This window comes from Spirillospora sp. NPDC046719, assembly GCF_040645715.1.
In the GTDB taxonomy this organism is placed as follows: domain Bacteria; phylum Actinomycetota; class Actinomycetes; order Streptosporangiales; family Streptosporangiaceae; genus Spirillospora.
On the sequence record NZ_JBEYYT010000329.1, the window covers coordinates 1 to 2,154 of the forward strand.

At 73.3% G+C, this 2,154-nt stretch carries 2 protein-coding genes; both read left to right on the forward strand.

Annotated elements, in window-relative coordinates; all coding sequences use genetic code 11:
* The first annotated feature begins 233 nt into the window (after positions 1-233).
* Positions 234-884, forward strand: a complete 651-nt coding sequence (locus tag ABZ914_RS37370; RefSeq protein ID WP_500199096.1) for a TetR/AcrR family transcriptional regulator — start codon at positions 234-236, stop codon at positions 882-884.
* A gap of 86 nt (positions 885-970) precedes the next feature.
* Positions 971-2,110, forward strand: coding sequence for an acyl-CoA dehydrogenase family protein (locus ABZ914_RS37375; RefSeq protein WP_500199098.1), 1,140 nt, complete (start codon positions 971-973; stop codon positions 2,108-2,110).
* Positions 2,111-2,154: the final 44 nt, after the last annotated feature.

A 2,154-nucleotide genomic window follows, 5' to 3' on the forward strand; every position in this document is an offset into this window, starting at 1 on the left:
GCCCACGCGCGGACGGCGGGTTCGAGCAGCCGCCGGGCCTGGCCGAGCCGGCCGCGCCGCTTCAGCGCGATCGCCGCGGTGAACCCGGCGATGATCAGCAGCGTGATCCCGCCGACGACGATCGCGAACCGGATCAGCAGGAGGTCCATCACCTGGTGCACGTCTCCCCCTTCGGTCGTTTTTAGCTTGCGCGTGCTAAATCCAGCGTAGCATGGGCATGCTATAAAGGGCCCATGCCGAAGATCGTCGATCCCGAGGCGCGGCGCCGCGAGGTGGCCGAGGCCGTGTTCCGGGTCGCCCGCCGGGACGGACTGGAGCAGGCGTCGCTGCGCAACGTGGCCGCCGAGGCGGACCTCGCGATCGGGTCCGTGCGGCACTACTTCGGCGGCCAGGCCGACATCATGATCTTCGCGATGCGGTACTTCGCCGAGCGGGCCGGCGAGCGGATGCGGCGCCGCGCGGGCCGGCTCGCCGTCCCCGACCCCGCGGCCCCTCCCGCCGAGCACGTCGCGACGGTGGAGGCGCTCTTCGCCGAGCTGCTGCCGCTGGACGCCGAGCGGCGCGAGGAGGCCGAGGTGTGGCTGGCGTTCACCGTCGGCGCCCGCACCCGCCCCGAGTTGCGGCCGCTCGCCCGGGAGATGCACGACGACCTGCGCTCGATCGCGGTGCGCGTGCTGGAGGCGGCCGGCCGCGTCGGCGTCCTGCGACCGGGCCTCGACATCGGTGCGGAGGCGGCGCGGGTGCACGCGCTGGTCGACGGGCTGACGCTGCACGCCGTCCTGCAGCCGGAGAGCACCGGCCCGGACGAGATGCGGACGATCCTGCGCCGGCACATCGGCGAGCTCACCGCGATCCCCGCCGAGGACGGGCACGGCGCCCGTTAGGAGCGCGTGCCGGGAGCGCCCGCGGAGGTGGCGGCCGGGGGAGGCTGCTAGATTCCGAACCTCGTTCTAATCACGAGGAGGGCGCGTTGAACCCCTGGCAGACCCCCGAGCGCGCGGCGCTGCGCGAGCTCGTCCGCGACTTCACCGCGCGGGAGATCGTCCCGTCGCTGCCGGAGTGGGAGGACGCCGGGGAACTGCCCCGGTCCCTGCACCGCCGGGCCGCCGACGCGGGCATCCTCGGCGCCGGGTTCCCGGAGGAGGCCGGCGGCTCGGGCGGCGAGCTGTTCGACGCGCTCATCGTCGCCGAGGAGATCATCCAGGCGGGCGGATCGGGCGGTGTCGTCGCGTCGCTGTTCACCCACGGCATCGCCCTCCCCCACCTCATCGCGTCCGGCGACAAGGACCTGATCGACCGGTTCGCGCGGCCCGTGCTCGCCGGGGAGAAGATCGGCGCGCTCGGCGTCACCGAGCCCGGCACCGGCTCCGACGTCGCGGGCATCCGCACCACCGCCGTCCGCGACGGAGACGCCTACGTCGTCAACGGCGCCAAGATGTTCATCACCTCCGGCGTGCGGGCCGACTTCGTCACCACCGCCGTCCGCACCGGCGAACCGGGCTTCGGCGGGATCTCGCTGATCGTCGTCGAGAAGGGGACGCCCGGCTTCACCGTCTCCAAGGCGCTGCGGAAGATGGGCTGGCAGTGCTCCGACACCGCCGAACTCGCCTTCGATGACGTCCGGGTGCCCGCCGCGAACCTGATCGGCGCGGAGAACAGCGGGTTCCTGCAGATCGTGCAGAACTTCGTCACCGAGCGGCTGTCCCTGGCCGTCCAGGCGTACGCGACCGCGCAGCGCTGCCTCGACCTCACGCTGAGCTGGATCCGGGACCGCGAGACGTTCGGCCGCCCGCTGTCGTCCCGGCAGCTCGTCCGGCACAAGGTCGCCGAGATGGCCCGGCAGGTGGACGTGGCGCGCGCCTACACCCGGTCGGTCGCCGAACGGCACGCCGCCGGCGAGGACGTCCTCACCGAGACCGCGTACGCGAAGAACACCGCCGTCTACGCGTGCGAGCACGTCGTCCACGAGGCGGTGCAGCTGCACGGCGGGATGGGCTACATGCGGGAGTCCGAGGTGGAGCGCCACTACCGCGACGCCCGCCTCCTCGGCATCGGCGGCGGCACCAACGAGATCATGAACGAGATCGTCGCGAAGCGCCTCGGGCTCTGAGCGCGCGCGGGCGCGGCGCGGCGCCCGGCGGTGAAGGGGGAGAC

Coding starts and splice junctions, on each gene's coding strand:
- ABZ914_RS37370 (WP_500199096.1), top strand. CDS start 234: ATGCCGAAGATCGTCGATCCCGAGGCGCGGCGCCGCGAGGTGGCCGAG.